The organism is Streptomyces sp. NPDC091281, from assembly GCF_044757425.1.
In the GTDB taxonomy this organism is placed as follows: domain Bacteria; phylum Actinomycetota; class Actinomycetes; order Streptomycetales; family Streptomycetaceae; genus Streptomyces.
On the sequence record NZ_JBIVUY010000001.1, the window covers coordinates 183,004 to 197,333 of the forward strand.

10 protein-coding genes are annotated in these 14,330 nt (G+C 73.9%); 9 read left to right on the forward strand and 1 reads right to left on the reverse strand.

From position 1 onward, the window contains the following. Positions 1-83: 83 nt before the first annotated feature. From iolC to ACIQPQ_RS00920, 9 genes are all read left to right on the forward strand, one after another. Complete coding sequence (gene iolC / locus ACIQPQ_RS00880) at positions 84-1,034, forward strand: 5-dehydro-2-deoxygluconokinase (RefSeq protein WP_401298006.1); 951 nt, start codon at positions 84-86, stop codon at positions 1,032-1,034. Then, the gene (locus ACIQPQ_RS00885; protein ID WP_401298008.1) at positions 1,031-1,912 is read left to right on the forward strand and encodes a deoxyribose-phosphate aldolase; all 882 of its coding nucleotides are present in this window, start codon (positions 1,031-1,033) and stop codon (positions 1,910-1,912) included. The genes iolC and ACIQPQ_RS00885 overlap by 4 nt, the downstream gene beginning before the upstream one ends. Before the next feature lie 76 nt (positions 1,913-1,988). After that, a complete protein-coding gene (gene iolB / locus ACIQPQ_RS00890) occupies positions 1,989-2,876 on the forward strand; it encodes a 5-deoxy-glucuronate isomerase (protein ID WP_401298011.1) in 888 nt (295 codons plus the stop codon). After that, the gene (gene iolD, locus ACIQPQ_RS00895; protein ID WP_401298014.1) at positions 2,873-4,753 is read left to right on the forward strand and encodes a 3D-(3,5/4)-trihydroxycyclohexane-1,2-dione acylhydrolase (decyclizing); all 1,881 of its coding nucleotides are present in this window, start codon (positions 2,873-2,875) and stop codon (positions 4,751-4,753) included. Before iolB ends, iolD begins: the two co-directional genes overlap by 4 nt. A gap of 14 nt (positions 4,754-4,767) precedes the next feature. Next, on the forward strand, positions 4,768-6,270 hold the full coding sequence (gene mmsA / locus ACIQPQ_RS00900) for a CoA-acylating methylmalonate-semialdehyde dehydrogenase (protein WP_401298017.1): 1,503 nt from the start codon (positions 4,768-4,770) through the stop codon (positions 6,268-6,270). Between the two features lie 314 nt (positions 6,271-6,584). Continuing rightward, positions 6,585-8,066, forward strand: a complete 1,482-nt coding sequence (locus tag ACIQPQ_RS00905; protein WP_401298020.1) for an APC family permease — start codon at positions 6,585-6,587, stop codon at positions 8,064-8,066. A 118-nt stretch (positions 8,067-8,184) separates the two neighbouring features. Continuing rightward, entirely contained in the window at positions 8,185-10,815 is a 2,631-nt protein-coding gene (locus tag ACIQPQ_RS00910) for a CocE/NonD family hydrolase (RefSeq protein WP_401298022.1), read from the forward strand. After that, on the forward strand, positions 10,812-11,729 hold the full coding sequence (locus ACIQPQ_RS00915) for an ABC transporter permease (RefSeq protein ID WP_401298025.1): 918 nt from the start codon (positions 10,812-10,814) through the stop codon (positions 11,727-11,729). The genes ACIQPQ_RS00910 and ACIQPQ_RS00915 overlap by 4 nt, the downstream gene beginning before the upstream one ends. Before the next feature lie 380 nt (positions 11,730-12,109). Next, entirely contained in the window at positions 12,110-13,663 is a 1,554-nt protein-coding gene (locus tag ACIQPQ_RS00920; RefSeq protein ID WP_401298027.1) for a von Willebrand factor type A domain-containing protein, read from the forward strand. A 132-nt stretch (positions 13,664-13,795) separates the two neighbouring features. On the opposite strand, the gene ACIQPQ_RS00925 is transcribed toward ACIQPQ_RS00920, so the two are convergent. Further along, positions 13,796-14,203 (reverse strand): rodlin, encoded by a 408-nt coding sequence (locus tag ACIQPQ_RS00925; protein ID WP_401298029.1) that lies wholly within the window; start codon positions 14,201-14,203, stop codon positions 13,796-13,798. Positions 14,204-14,330: the final 127 nt, after the last annotated feature.

Sequence of the window (14,330 nt, forward strand, 5' to 3'; positions counted from 1 at the left end):
CGTCCGAATGTCTGGACAAAATGTTGACAGGGTCCACCGTGCGGGGCTAGAAAGCCGTGGAGAGCCGATACGAAGGGAACTCGATGGCCTACGACCTGATCACCATGGGGCGGATCGGAGTGGACCTCTATCCGTTGCAGACGGGCGTGCCGCTGCCGCAGGTCTCCTCCTTCGGGAAGTTCCTCGGCGGCTCGGCGGCGAACGTCGCGGTGGCCGCGGCCCGCCTCGGCCGGAGCACGGCGGTGATCACCCGCACCGGCGACGACCCGTTCGGCACGTACCTCCACGAGGAGCTGCGCGGCTTCGGCGTCGACGACCGCTGGGTCACCCCGGTGCCCGGCCTCCAGACCCCGGTCACCTTCTGCGAGGTCTTCCCGCCGGACGACTTCCCGCTCTACTTCTACCGCCGCCCGAAGGCGCCCGACCTGGAGATCGACGCCCACGACCTCGACCTCGACGCGGTCCGCGCGGCCCGGATCTTCTGGGTCACCGGCACCGGCCTGAGCGAGGAGCCGAGCCGTACGGCGACGCTGGCCGCCCTCGCCCACCGCGCGAAGTCCGGCACCACCGTCTTCGACCTCGACTGGCGCCCCATGTTCTGGACCGACCCGGACGCGGCCCGCCCCTTCTACGCGGAGGCCCTGCGCCACACCACCGTCGCGGTCGGCAATGTCGACGAGGTGGAGGTCGCCACCGGTGTCCGCGACCCGCACGCCGCAGCCCGCGCCCTGATAGACGCCGGCGTCGAACTCGCCGTCGTCAAGCAGGGCCCCAAGGGCGTCCTCGCCGTGCACCGCGACGGCACCACCGCCGAGGTCCCCCCGCTCCCGGTCACCGTCCTGAACGGGCTCGGCGCGGGCGACGCCTTCGGCGGCTCCCTCTGCGACGGCCTGCTCGCCGGGGCCGACCTGGAGACGGTGATGCGCCGCGCCAACGCCGCGGGCGCCCTGGTCGCCTCCCGCCTGGAGTGCTCCTCGGCCATGCCGACCCCCGCCGAGATCGACTCCGCCCTCGCCGCGGGAGCCGTCCGGTGACCGTCGACATCGCGGGCCTGGTCCGCACCCGCACCCATCACCCCGAGGCCGTCGCCGAGGCCGCCGCCCGCCGGGTCCGCCGCCCGCTGCTCTCCGAGGGCGGCCGGCTGATGATCGTCGCCGCCGACCACCCGGCCCGCGGCGCGCTCGGCGTCGGCGGCGACCCGCTGGCCATGGCCAACCGGGCGGGCCTGCTGGAACGCCTCTGCCTGGCCCTGTCCCGGCCCGGCGTGGACGGCGTCCTCGCCACCGCCGACATCCTCGACGACCTCCTGCTGCTCGGCGCCCTCGACGGCAAGGTCGTCATGGGCTCCATGAACCGCGGCGGCCTCCAGGGCGCCCGCTTCGAACTCGACGACCGCTTCACCGGCCACCGCGCCGAGGACCTGCACCGCCTCGGCTTCGACGCGGGCAAGCTGCTGCTGCGCATCGACTACGACGACCCGGGCTCGCTCACCACCCTGGAGTCGACCGCCCGCGCGATCGACGCGATGGCCGAGCGACGGCTGCCCGTCTTCGTCGAGCCGTTCATCTCCCGGCGCGGCGCCGACGGACGGCTGCGCAACGACCTCTCCGCCGAGGCCGTCACCCGCTCCATCGCCATCGCCTCGGGTCTGGGCGGCAGTTCGGCCTACACCTGGCTCAAGGTCCCCGTCACCGACAACCCCGACGACATGGCCCGCGTCATGGAGACCTCCACCCTGCCCGCCGTCCTCCTCGGCGGCGAGGTCGGCGACGACCAGGACGGGGCATACGAGAAGTGGCGCGGGGCACTCCAACTGCCCACGGTGCGCGGCCTGGTGGTCGGCCGCTCGCTGCTCTACCCGGCGGACGGCGACGTGGCCGCCGCCGTCGACACCGCCGTAGGACTGCTGTGAACGACGCGACACACCCCACCGCGCACGACACCGCAGGCGCCACCGCGGGCGAGGACCGGACCGTACGGAGGGCCGTATGAGCGACAAGCTGCACATCCCCCGCGGAAGCACCGCCACCAGCACCGCCACCGCCTCGACCAGCACCGCCGCCACCAGCACCGCGACCACCGCGACCGCCACCGCCCCCGGCGAGGGCCCGTACGCGCTGCGCATCGACCCCGTCCGGGCCGGCTGGACCTACAGCGCCCTGCGGGTGATCGAGCTGGAGCCCGGCGCGAGTCACACCTTCGACAGCGGGGACAGCGAATGGATCGTGCTGCCGCTGTCGGGCGGCTGTACGGTGCGAACAGCGGATGAAGAGTTCCAACTCCAGGGCAGGGCAAGCGTTTTCGCGTCGGTCACCGACTTCGCGTACGTTCCCCGCGACGCCCGGACCCAGATCGCCTCCGGCGCGGGAGGCCGCTTCGCCCTGGCAGGAGCGAAGTGCGAGCGACGACTCCCCGCCCGCTACGGCCCCGCGCCGGAGGTTCCCGTGGAGGAGCGCGGCAGCGGCACCAGCGCCCGCCTGGTGCGCAACTTCGCCTCCGCCGACGCCTTCGACTGCGACAAGCTCATCGCCGTCGAGGTGATCACCCCCGGCGGCAACTGGTCCTCCTACCCGCCGCACAAGCACGACGAGCACCGGCCGGGCGAGGAAGCCGAGTTGGAGGAGATCTACTACTTCGAGATCGAGGGGCCGGGCGGCTTCGGCTACCAGCGCGTCTCGCCCTCGCGGGAGGGCGGCGCGGACGTCCTCGCCGAGGTCCGCTCGGGTGACGCCGTCCTCGTCCCCGACGGCTGGCACGGCCCGTCGATCGCCCAGCCCGGCCACCCCATGTACTACCTGAACGTGATGGCCGGACCCGGCGCCACCCGGGAATGGCGGATCTGCTTCCACCCCGACCACACGGAGGGCTACCGATGACGACGACCCGGCTGACCGTCGCCCAGGCGCTGGTCCGCTTCCTCACCGCCCAGTACAGCGAACGCGACGGCGTACGGCAGCGGTTGATCGGCGCGACCTGGGGCATCTTCGGCCACGGCAACGTCGCCGGACTCGGCCAGGCGCTGGTGGAACACGCCGACACGATGCCCTACCTCCAGGGCCGCAACGAGCAGGCGATGGTGCACGCGGCCGTCGGCCACGCCCGCCAGTCGAACCGCCTCGCCACCCACGCGGTGACCACCTCGATCGGGCCGGGCGCCACCAACCTCGTCACCGGCGCCGCCCTCGCCACCGTCAACCACCTGCCGGTCCTGCTGCTGCCGGGCGACACCTTCGCCACCCGCCCCGCCGACCCGGTCCTCCAGCAGCTCGAAGTGCCGTACGCGGGCGACCTGTCGGTCAACGACACCCTCCGCCCGGTCTCCCGCTACTTCGACCGCGTCACCCGCCCCGAGGCGCTGATCCCGGCCGCGCTCCAGGCGATGCGGGTGCTCACCGACCCGGTGCAGACCGGCGCCGTCACCCTCGCCCTCCCGCAGGACGTCCAGGCCGAGGCGTACGACTGGCCCGACGCGTTCTTCGCCGACCGGGTCTGGACCGTCCGCCGCCCGGCCGCCGACCCGGCCGAACTCGACGCGGCCGTCCGTGCGATCCGCGCCGCCCGCCGCCCCCTGCTCGTCGCGGGCGGCGGCGTCCACCACAGCCGCGCCGAGGACGCCCTCGCCGCGTTCGCCGAGGCCACCGGCGTCCCCGTCGCCTCGACCCAGGCGGGCAAGGGCGCCCTGCGCCACGACCATCCGCAGGACGTCGGCGGCGTCGGCCACACCGGCACCGCCACCGCCGACGAACTCGCCCGCACCGCCGACCTGGTGATCGGTGTCGGCACCCGCTGGACCGACTTCACCACCGCCTCGCACACCCTGTTCGCCGCCGACGGCGTCCGCTTCCTCAACCTCAACATCGCCCCGTACGACGGGCACAAGCTCGCCGGACTCCCGCTGGTCGCCGACGCCCGCGGCGCCCTCACCGCGCTCACCGCGGCGCTCGCCGCCGACGGCCACCGCGTCCCGGAGTCCTACGTCGCCGAGTACACCGGCGACAAGGAACGCTGGGAGCAGCGCGTCGACGCCTGCTTCGAGGCCGAGGAGCCCGACGTCCGGCCCACCCAGACGCAGGTGCTCGGCGCGCTCGACGCCCTCGTCGACGACACCGACATCCTCATCAACGCGGCCGGTTCCCTCCCCGGCGACCTGCACAAGCTCTGGCGGGCCCGGTCCCGGGACCAGTACCACCTGGAGTACGGCTACTCCTGCATGGGCTACGAGATCCCGGCCGCGATCGGCGTGAAGCTCGCCGCGCCCGACCGGCCGGTGTGGGCGCTGGTCGGCGACGGCACGTACCTGATGATGCCGACGGAGATCGTCACCGCCGTCCAGGAGGGCATCGCGATCAAGGTCCTCCTCATCCAGAACCACGGCTACGCCTCGATCGGCGGCCTCTCGGAGGAGACCGGCGGCGAGCGCTACGGCACCGCCTACCGGTACCGCGCCGAGGACGGCACCTTCACCGGGCCGCCGCTCCCCGTCGACCTCGCCGCCAACGCGGCCAGTCTGGGCCTGCGCGTGCTGCGCGCCAAGACCGTCCGCGACCTGCGCGCGGCCCTCGCCGAGGCCCGCGCCGCCGACACTCCCACTTGTGTCTACGTCGAGACCCAAACGGCAGACACAGTGTCGGGGCCGCCTCCGGCCCAGGCCTGGTGGGATGTACCCGTGGCCGAGACCGCGACCCGCCCGTCGGCGGTCAAGGCCCGTGAGCTGTACGAACGGCACGTCTCCACCCGACGCCGCCATCTGTGAAGGAGCACTCGGTCATGACGAAGATCGTCAACCACTGGATCGGCGGCAAGACCGTCGAGGGCGCGTCGGGCACGTTCGGGCCGGTCACCGACCCGGCGACCGGCGCGGTCACCACCAAGGTCGCGTTCGCGACCGTCGACGAGGTCGACGCCGCGGTCGCCGCCGCCAAGGACGCCTGGACGAGCTGGGGCCAGTCCTCGCTCGCCAAGCGCACGGAGATCCTGTTCCGCTTCCGGGCCCTGCTGGACGCCAACCGGGACGCGATCGCGGAGCTGATCACCGCCGAGCACGGCAAGGTGCACTCCGACGCCCTCGGCGAGGTCGCCCGCGGCCTGGAGATCGTCGACCTGGCCTGCGGGATCACCGTCCAGCTCAAGGGCGAGCTGTCCACCCAGGTCGCCAGCCGGGTGGACGTGTCCTCGCTCCGGCAGCCGCTGGGCGTCGTCGCGGGCATCACGCCGTTCAACTTCCCGGCCATGGTGCCGATGTGGATGTTCCCGCTCGCCATCGCCTGCGGCAACACCTTCGTGCTGAAGCCGTCCGAGAAGGACCCGTCGGCGGCGCTCAAGCTGGCCGAGCTGTTCGCCGAGGCGGGCCTGCCGGACGGCGTCCTCAACGTCGTGCACGGCGACAAGGTGGCCGTGGACCGGCTGCTGGAGCACCCGGACGTCAAGGCCGTCTCCTTCGTCGGCTCGACCCCGATCGCCCGCTACATCCACACCACCGCCTCCGCCAACGGCAAGCGCGTCCAGGCCCTCGGCGGCGCCAAGAACCACATGCTGGTGCTGCCCGACGCCGACCTCGACGCCGCCGCCGACGCGGCCGTCTCGGCGGCCTACGGCTCCGCGGGCGAGCGCTGCATGGCCATCTCGGCCGTCGTCGCGGTCGGCGCGATCGGCGACGAGCTCGTCGCGAAGATCCGCGAGCGCGCCGAGAAGATCACCATCGGCCCCGGCAACGACCCGGCCTCCGAGATGGGCCCGCTGATCACCGCCGCCCACCGCGACAAGGTCGCCTCCTACGTCACGGGCGCCGCCGCCGAGGGCGCCGAGGTCGTCCTCGACGGCACCGGCCACACCGTCGAGGGCTTCGAGGACGGCCACTGGATCGGCATCTCCCTCCTCGACAAGGTGCCCACCACGGCCAGGGCCTACCAGGACGAGATCTTCGGCCCGGTGCTGAGCGTGCTGCGCGTGGAGACGTACGAGGAGGGCCTGGCCCTCATCAACGCCTCGCCGTACGGCAACGGCACCGCGATCTTCACCCGCGACGGCGGCGCCGCCCGCCGCTTCCAGCTGGAGGTCGAGGCCGGCATGGTCGGCGTCAACGTCCCGATCCCGGTCCCCGTCGGCTACCACAGCTTCGGCGGCTGGAAGGACTCCCTCTTCGGCGACCACCACATCTACGGCAACGACGGCACGCACTTCTACACCCGCGGCAAGGTCGTCACCACCCGCTGGCCCGACCCGTCCGAGGCCCCCACGGGCGTCGACCTGGGCTTCCCGCGCAACCACTGATCCACCCCGCGGCACCGCTCCACCCCGCAGCACCGCGTCAGGCCGTCCGTGTCCACGGGCGGCCTGACCCCGTTCCCGGCGCCCGCACCGCGTTTTTCTCCGGCGCCGCGTTTTTCTCCGGCGCCGCGCTGCGGTTCCCGTACGGCCCGCCGGTCGGCGCTGGCCCGGCCGTACCGCCGAATCCGCCATCAGGAAGCGGACCGGGCAACGAAATCCGTAGGTGAACGACTCTTGACGTGCCGGTTTTCGTCGGGGTTCGATGCGGCGTCACCCCACCGCCGGAGGCACCCGCCCGAGTCGATCGGAACCGCCGCATGACCGACACGCTCCGCCCCGCCGAGACCGCCCCCGCCGCCCTCGCGCAGGCGCCCGGCGATCCCGGCACCCCGCCCGGCCCCGCGCGGCTGAAACGCTCCATCGGCGTCGTCGGCGGCACCCTCCTCACCCTCTCCTGCGTCACCCCCGCCTCCACCCTCTTCGTCGTCGTGCCCGACCTGTTCGGCACGCTCGGCACCGCGACCGCCCTCACCATCGCCGTCGGCTCCCTCCTCTGTGTCGCCGTGGCCTTCTGCTACTCCGAGCTGGGCACCCTCGTCCCCAGCGCGGGCGGCGAGTACGCCATGGTCTCCACCCTCGCCGGACGCCTCGCGGGCTGGCTGGTGTTCGTGCTGTCCCTGCTGGTCGTCCTGATCGTCCCGCCGGTCATCGCGATGGGCACCGCCGACTACCTCGCCCCCGTCGTCCACCTCGACCCGTCCCTCGCGGGCGCCGCCGTCATGCTGCTCGCCACCCTCGCGGGCCTGCTCGACCTGCGCGCCAACGCCTGGATCACCGGCGTCTTCCTGGTCCTGGAGGTCATCGCGGCGGCCGTGGTCGCCGTCCTCGGCTTCGCCCACGCCGAACGCGGCCCCGGCAGCCTGGTCTCCCTGGAGGTCGCGGGCGCCGACGGCCGCCCCGACGCCGTCACCGCGCTGCTGATCGTCTCCGGCCTCGCCATCGCCCTCTTCGTCACCCAGGGCTTCTCCACGGCCGTCTACCTCTCCGAGGAGCTGGAGAACCCGCGCCGCACCGTCGCCCGCACGGTCCTCGCCACCCTCGGCCTCTCCACCGTGATCATCCTGGTGCCGGTCGTCGCGATCACCCTCGGCGCGGGCGACCTGGCCGAGCTGACCGGCGGCGACATCGGCGCCATGGTCACCGCCTGGTCCAGCTCCGCCGTCGGCACCTTCGTCAGCCTCTGCGTGGCCCTCGCCATCGTCAACGCGGGCATCGTCATGGTCATCCAGAACTCGCGCGTCCTGTTCGCCTCCGCCCGCGACAAGGCCTGGCCCGCCCCCGTCAACACGGTCCTCTCCCGCCTCGGCCGCTTCGGCTCCCCGTGGGTGGCCACCCTCGCCGTCGGCGTCCCCGGCGCGGCCCTGTGCTTCGTCGACCTCGACACCCTCTACGGCGTCACCGGCGTCTCGGTGACCGCCATGTACCTCCTCGTCGCCGTCGCCGCCCTGCGCGCCCGCCGCGGCGCCCACCGGCACACGTCCGCCTGGCGGATGCCGCTGTGGCCCGGCGTCCCGGTCGTCCTCATCGCCGTCCTCGCGTACGTGCTGAGCGAGCAGGAGACCTCGTACCTGCTGTGGACCGGCGGCATCACCGCCGCCGCCACCCTCTACTGGGCCCTCTACCTCCGCCCGCGCCCCGCCACCCGCTGGCTGGTGACCCTCCCCGACGACCAGAACGACGGGCACGACGGGCACGACCGCCACGACGGCCTCCCGCACCCCGCCGACCAGCACTCCTAGGGGTCCGCGTACCACGAACGCAGTACGCCGGACCGTGCCGCGTACCCCCGCGGGATGGTCCTGCGTCCCGGCCTCCGGTCGACACCTTCCCGACAGGTTCAGCCCGTACCGTTGACGCATGGATCTTCGACTGCCCCGACCGCGGCGGCCCCGACGGACCCTGGCCGCCGCGGCCGCCGTCGTGGTGCTCGCCGGGGCGGGGACCTGGACCGCCGTCGCCTCCGACGAGCCGCCCCCGGTGCAGCGCACCGACGAGGTCATGGCCGTCGACGGGGTGCGCCTGGACACCTCGTACTTCACCACCTCCTCCGGCGGCCGACGGCCCGCGGTCCTGCTCGGCCACGGCTTCGGCGGCGACAAGGACGACGTCCGCGCCCAGGCCGAGGACCTCGCCGCCGACGGGTACGCGGTCCTCACCTGGTCGGCGCGCGGCTTCGGCCGCTCCACCGGGAAGATCGGCATCAACGACCCGAAGGCCGAGGTCGCCGACGTCTCCCAGCTCATCGACTGGCTCGCCCGGCAGCCCCAGGTCCAGCTCGACAAGAAGGGCGACCCGCGCGTCGGCATGGCGGGCGCCTCCTACGGCGGCGCGATCTCCCTGCTCACCGCCGGGTACGACGACCGGGTCGACGCGATCGCCCCCGCGATCACCTACTGGAACCTCGCCGACGCCCTCTTCCCCGACGGCGTGTTCAAGAAGCTCTGGACCGGCGTCTTCTTCAACTCCGGCGGCGGCTGCGCCCAGTTCCAGCCCGACCTGTGCGCGATGTACGAGCGGGTCGCCGAGTCCGGCACCCCCGACGCCGCCGCCCGCGCCCTCCTGGAGGAGCGCTCCCCGTCGGCCGTCGGCGACCGCGTCAAGGTCCCCACCCTCCTCCTCCAGGGCCAGACCGACTCCCTGTTCACCCTCGCCCAGTCCGACGCCGCCGCCAAGGCGATCCGGGCCAACGGCGCCCCCGTCGACGTCGACTGGATCGCGGGCGGCCACGACGGCGGCGACCTGGAGACCGGCCGCGTCCAGGCCCGCGTCACCGACTGGTTCGACCGGTACCTCAAGGACGAGAAGGCCACCGACACCGGCCCCGCGTTCCGCGTCACCCGCACCGGCGGCGTCGACTCCTCCGACGGCGCGGCCCTGCTGCGCGGCGCGAGCGACGACACCTACCCCGGCCTCGACGCGGGCGACCGCACCCTCGCCCTCACCGGCCGCGAGCAGTCCTTCAGCAACCCGCCCGGCGCCAGCCCGCCCGCCGTCTCCGCGCTGCCCGGCCTCGGCGGCGGCGGCCTCGCCCAGCTCTCCAGCCTCGGCGTCGGCATCTCCCTCGACTTCCCCGGCCAGTTCGCCGCGTTCACCTCCGCGCCCCTGACCGCCGACCTGCGCGTCACCGGCTCCCCGACCGCCACCGTCCGCGTGAAGTCCACCACCGAGGACGCCGTCCTCTTCGCCAAGGTCTACGACGTCGGCCCCGACGGCCGCGGCCAGGTCCTGCCCTCGCAGCTCGTCGCGCCCGTCCGCGTCGAGGGCGCCAAGGCGGGCAAGGACGTCACCCTCACCCTCCCGGCCGTCGACCACGAGGTCGAGAAGGGCCACCGCCTGCGGCTGGTCCTCGCCTCCACCGACCTCGGCTACGCCTCCCCGGCCGCCCCCGCCACGTACACCGTCTCCCTCCGGGGCGACCTGACGGTGCCCACCGCGCCCGGCGTCAGCACCGCCGCCGCCCCGCTGCCCTCCTGGGTGTGGTGGCTGCCGCTCGCCGGCGCCGGGGCCGCCCTCGTCCTGCTGCTGAGCGCCCGCCGCCGCACCGCGATGCCCCCGCCCGACCCGGCGCTCGCCGACGTCCCGCTCCAGATCACCGACCTCAGCAAGAAGTACGCGGGCGGCGACCGCTACAGCGTCCGCGACCTCACCTTCCGCGTGGAGAAGGGCCAGGTCCTCGGCCTGCTCGGCCCCAACGGCGCGGGCAAGACCACCACCCTGCGCATGCTGATGGGCCTGATCCGCCCCGACGGCGGCGAGATCCGCGTCTTCGGCCACGCCATCCGCCCCGGCGCCCCCGTCCTCTCCCGCGTCGGCGCCTTCGTCGAGGGCGCGGGCTTCCTGCCCCACCTCTCCGGCCGCGCCAACCTGGAGCTGTACTGGAAGGCCACCGGCCGCCCGGCCGCCGACGCCCACCTCGACGAGGCCCTGGAGATCGCCGGGCTCGGCGACGCCCTCGCCCGCGCCGTGCGCACCTACTCGCAGGGCATGCGCCAGCGCCTGGCCATCGCCCAGGCCATGCTCGGCCTGCCCGACCTGCTGATCCTCGACGAACCCACCAACGGCCTCGACCCGCCGCAGATCCGCGAGATGCGCGAGGTGATGATCCGCTACGCCGCCGCGGGCCGCACGGTCATCGTCTCCAGCCATCTCCTGGCCGAGGTCGAGCAGACCTGCACGCACCTCGTCGTCATGGACCGCGGCAAGCTCGTCCAGGCCGGACCGGTCGGCGCGATCGTCGGCTCCGGCGACACCCTCCTCGTCGGCACCGCCGCCCCGCTGGAGGCGCCCGTCGCGGAGAAGGTCACCACGCTGCCCGGCGTCGTCTCCGCCGTCGCCACCGACGACGGCCTCCTGGTCCGCCTCGGCCCCGACGGCTCCGCCGAACGCCTCGTGGCCGAACTGGTCCGGCTCGACGTGCCGGTCCGCTCGGTCGGCCCGCACCGCCGCCTGGAAGACGCCTTCCTCACCCTGATCGGAGGCTCCGCATGAGCACGCTCACCGAGCCCGTGGAGCCGGACACCCCGACCGGCCCGCCCGCTCCGGCCGCCCCGGACCGCTCGGCGGAGACCGCCGACGGCTACCGCCCCGGCCACACCCTGCCGCTGCGCGTCGAACTGGTCCGCCAGCTCAAGCGCCGCCGCACGCTGGTGATGGGCGCCGTCCTGGCCGCGCTGCCCTTCGTCCTCGCCGTCGCCTTCGCCATCGGCGGCGAGCCCGGCGAGGGCGGCGACCGCGTCAACCTCATGGACACCGCCACCGCGTCCGCCGCCAACTTCGTCGCCGTCAACCTGTTCGTCTCCGCGGGCTTCCTGCTGGTCATCCCCGTCGCCCTGTTCTGCGGCGACACCGTGGCCTCCGAGGCGGGCTGGTCCTCCCTGCGCTATCTGCTGGCCGCGCCCGTCCCGCGCGCCCGCCTGCTCTGGTCCAAGCTGGTCGTCGGACTCACCCTGAGCCTGGCCGCGATGGTCCTCCTCCCGGTCGTCGCCCTCGCCGTCGGGACCGCCGTCTACGGCTGGGGTCCGCTCCAGATCCCCACCGGCGGCTCCCTCGACGAGACCGCCGCCCTCCGCGGCCTCGCGGTGATCGTGGCCTACCTCTTCGTCTCCCAACTCGTCACCGCCGGGCTCGCGTTCTGGCTGTCGACGAAGACGGACGCCCCGCTCGGCGCGGTCGGCGGCGCGGTCGGCCTGACCATCGTCGGCAACGTCCTCGACGCCGTCACGGCTCTCGGCGACTGGCGCCACTTCCTGCCCGCGCACTGGCAGTTCGCCTGGGCCGACGCCATCCAGCCCACCCCCGAGTACGCCGGCATGATCCAGGGCACCGCCGTCTCGGTCACCTACGCCCTCGTCCTCTTCGCCCTGGCCTTCCGGGGCTTCGCCCGCAAGGACATCGTGTCCTAGGGCCTGTCGTTTGGATCACGCCTGGGCCGCGGGGTGTGGCACGCACTCCCCCAGAGGGGGCACCCCCAGCGGCGTTGTCGTCGGTTGCCGACGCTCCGCGTCGACGCCCTCCTCCGCCTTGCAGCTGCACGCACCACACCCCGCTCACCGGCACTCACCAGGCACCGAAGCCCGAAGCCGGCATGATCCAAACGACAGACCCTAGCGGACGTTCAGGAACGGGCCGGTCACCGGAGGATCACCCACCGGTCACACCGGCCCCCCGCCGTGCCCGCATCGAGACCCACCCGCAACACCCCGTACCGCACGTTCCCGCCCCCTGTGCCGTCACAGTCACGTACGTCCACGCACGTCGACGTCCACGGACACAGGGGGCACGCATGTCGGAGACGAACCACCGCACCCGCCGGCTGCTGGCGGCCACGGCCGCCGCACTGGCCCTGCTGCTCACCGCCTGCGGCGGCGGGGGCGGCGACGCGGACCACAGCGGGACCGCCGACCGCTCCGGCGGCAACTCCGGCCGCCAGGACGGCTTCCCGGCCCCCGCCGACGGCGCCACCGGCCAAGGCACCGACGAACGCCGGGACTTCACCCAGGAGGACGACGAGGCCCGCCCCGCCGAGGACCTTCTCTCCACCTTCGCCCTCGACGTCGACACCGCCTCCTACGGCTACGCCCGGCGCACCCTCGCCGACGGCGGCACCCCCGACCCGGCGACCATCCGCCCCGAGGAGTTCGTCAACAGCTTCCGCCAGGACTACGACCGCCCCGACGGCGACGGCTTCTCGATCACCGTCGACGGCGCCCGCACCGGCGACGACGACTGGTCCCTCGTCCGCGTCGGCCTCGCCACCCGCACCGCGGGCCCGGTCGGCGAACGCCCGCCCGCCGCCCTCACCTTCGTCGTCGACATCTCCGGCTCCATGGCCGAACCCGGCAGGCTCGACCTCGCCCGGCGCGCCCTCGGCACGATGACCGACCGGCTGCGCGCCGACGACTCCGTCGCCCTGGTCGCCTTCAGCGACGAGGCCGAGACCGTCCTGCCCATGACCCGCCTCGGCGACCGCCGCGCCCGCGTCCACGACGCGATCGACAGCCTGGAGCCCACCGACTCCACCGACCTCGGCGCCGGGGTGCGCACCGGCTACGCCACCGCCGTCGAGGGCCTCCGCGAGGGCGCCACCAACCGGGTCGTGCTGATCTCCGACGCCCTCGCCAACACCGGCGACACCGACGCCGACCGCATCCTCGACCGCGTCGAGGACGCCCGCCGCACCCACGGCATCACCCTCTTCGGCGTCGGCGTCGGCAGCGACTACGGCGACGCCCTGATGGAACGCCTCGCCGACCGCGGCGACGGCCACACCACCTACGTGTCCGACGACGCCGACGCCGACCGCGTCTTCAGCGAGGAACTCCCGCGCCACGTCGACCTCACCGCCCGCGACGCCAAGGCCCAGGTCGCCTTCGACCCCCGCACGGTCGACACGTTCCGCCTGATCGGCTACGACAACCGCCGCGTAGCCGACGAGGACTTCCGCGACGACCGGGTCGACGGCGGCGAGGTCGGCCCCGGCCACACCGTCACCGCCCTGTACGCCGTCCGCACCCGCCCCGGCGCCACCGGGCATCTCGCGACGGCCACCGTCCGCTGGCTCGACCCCGCCACCCGCGCCCCGCACGAGGCCGCCGGACCGCTGGAGACGGACGCCCTGCACGAGGACCTGACTGCCGCCCCCGCCCGCTTCCAGGTCGCGGCCACCGCCGCCTACTTCGCCGAAGCCCTGCGCGGCGACCCGGCCGAGGGCCGCCCGCTGCCGGACACCCCGACCCTCGACGGCCTCGCCGCCACCGCCCGCACCTTGGCCCGGCGCACCGAGGACCCCCAGGTCCGCGACCTGGCCGACACGATCGACCTGGCCCGCCGCACCTGAGCGGCCGCCGCGCGCACGACGGCGGACACGACGGTGCCCGGCCACCATGAGGCGCCGGGCACCGAAAGGCTCCGCGGACACGGAAAAGCGGCGGGCACCGGAAGAACCGGTGCCCGCCGCCCGCGGTCGGACTCAGCCGTTGCCCGCGCCGTTGCCCGACAGGGCCGAGATGTCGTCCAGGATGTGCGACAGCGGCTCGTCGCCCTTCGCCTGGGTGCTGTTCTCGACGCACTGCTGCGTCTGCGGGGCGGACAGGATCGGGATGTCCTGGACGCCGACGTTGACGAGCGCGATGAGGGACTGGGCGTTGATCTTCGCCGGCAGACCGATGCAGGGCTTGTTGAGCGAACCCTGGACCAGCGAGAGCTGCGGGCTCTGGTTGCCGAGGGTCGCCGAGTTGCCGAACTCCGACGAGGCGCCGTTGCCGCTGGCGGACGTGGTGCCGCTGTCGTCACCGATGGCCAGGGCCTGCGGGGCGCTCACGGCCGCGAGACCGGCGACCGAGGCGGCGATAGCCGCGGATGCCCACAGCTTCTTCATGTTCGTTCCCTTTCGAAAGGCGGACTCCGGGGGAGGAGCTGCGTGATCATCAACGGCCGGTCCCGACCCGGGGTTGCGGGCTGTGCCCCGATTGGCGCAGCGCACCCGGGAACCGGTCCGCGCGCCC

What these genes read in the sequence shown, in the direction of transcription:
- iolC (WP_401298006.1), top strand. Translation starts at nt 84, where the DNA reads ATGGCCTACGACCTGATCACCATGGGGCGGATCGGAGTGGACCTCTAT.
- iolB (WP_401298011.1), top strand. Translation starts at nt 1,989, where the DNA reads ATGAGCGACAAGCTGCACATCCCCCGCGGAAGCACCGCCACCAGCACC.
- iolD (WP_401298014.1), top strand. Translation starts at nt 2,873, where the DNA reads ATGACGACGACCCGGCTGACCGTCGCCCAGGCGCTGGTCCGCTTCCTC.
- mmsA (WP_401298017.1), top strand. Translation starts at nt 4,768, where the DNA reads ATGACGAAGATCGTCAACCACTGGATCGGCGGCAAGACCGTCGAGGGC.
- ACIQPQ_RS00905 (WP_401298020.1), top strand. Translation starts at nt 6,585, where the DNA reads ATGACCGACACGCTCCGCCCCGCCGAGACCGCCCCCGCCGCCCTCGCG.
- ACIQPQ_RS00910 (WP_401298022.1), top strand. Translation starts at nt 8,185, where the DNA reads ATGGATCTTCGACTGCCCCGACCGCGGCGGCCCCGACGGACCCTGGCC.
- ACIQPQ_RS00915 (WP_401298025.1), top strand. Translation starts at nt 10,812, where the DNA reads ATGAGCACGCTCACCGAGCCCGTGGAGCCGGACACCCCGACCGGCCCG.
- ACIQPQ_RS00920 (WP_401298027.1), top strand. Translation starts at nt 12,110, where the DNA reads ATGTCGGAGACGAACCACCGCACCCGCCGGCTGCTGGCGGCCACGGCC.
- ACIQPQ_RS00925 (WP_401298029.1), bottom strand. Translation starts at nt 14,203, where the DNA reads ATGAAGAAGCTGTGGGCATCCGCGGCTATCGCCGCCTCGGTCGCCGGT.